This window comes from Streptomyces sp. URMC 126, assembly GCF_051386555.1.
In the GTDB taxonomy this organism is placed as follows: Bacteria; Actinomycetota; Actinomycetes; order Streptomycetales; family Streptomycetaceae; genus Streptomyces.
The window spans coordinates 1-805 of record NZ_JBPQTX010000657.1 but is presented as its reverse complement, the minus strand read 5'-3'; the positions used below and the strand labels follow the sequence as shown (position 1 = coordinate 805).

General features: G+C 68.9%; 1 protein-coding gene. It reads right to left on the bottom strand.

Translation table 11 applies throughout. The features are described 5' to 3' along the window. Positions 1-24 precede the first annotated feature (24 nt). Positions 25-805, bottom strand: a 781-nt coding sequence (locus ACSNOK_RS33345) for a transposase (RefSeq protein ID WP_436784524.1), incomplete at its 5' end; no start/stop codon positions are given.

The following is an 805-nucleotide window of genomic DNA, read 5'->3' as shown; positions in this document are numbered from 1 at the left end:
CTAAAGCTTGTCTCGCGACGTCGATCAGGCGCGGCTGAGGGCGAGGTTGTGCATGTGGGCCACGCCGCTGGTAGCCCAGTAGACGCCGTCGCCCTTGAGGCGGCAGTCCCGCAGGATCTTCCAGTTCTTCATCCGGGCGAAGGCGTGCTCAACCCGGGCTCGGACCTGCCGGTGGGAGGCGTTGTGCTGCTCCTTCCAGTCCGGGAGCCGCTCTTGTCCCGGTCGGCGTCGGTGGGGCATGAGGACTCCGGTGCCCTGGTAGCCGCCATCGGCGATGACGGTCGCATTGCCGCAAGCATCCTTGACGCCGGACTCGGCGAAGGCGGTGCAGTCGTTACGGTTGCCCGGCAGCGGCCGGCCGACGGCCAGTACGACCCGGGTCTCGGCCTTGATGAGGACCTGGAGGTTCGCCGAGTAACGGTAGTTCTTCGACGACGCGGACACCGTCCGGTCCCGGGTGGGTACCAGCGTGCCGTCCACGATGAGGACCTGGTGCCGCCAGGGCTTGCGTTTGCCCGGCGCCAGGGCCAGCAGCGGGCCGTGCCGGCTGATGATCCGGCCGACGGCCGCCGGGGAGATCCCGAACAGCGGGGCGAGCTGCCTCATCGTGAGGTTGGTGCGGCAGTACATTGCCACCAGCAGCACCCGGTCCTCCAGCGTCAGCGCCCACGGACGGCCCGGCCGGTCCGGGTCCAGTGCCCTGCCGCCCTCACGGTGGACAGCCCGCACCAAACGCTGGAACTGACGTGGCCGAAGCCCGGTGAACACCTCGATGAGCTCACGGCATTGAGCGGTGACAACCTGC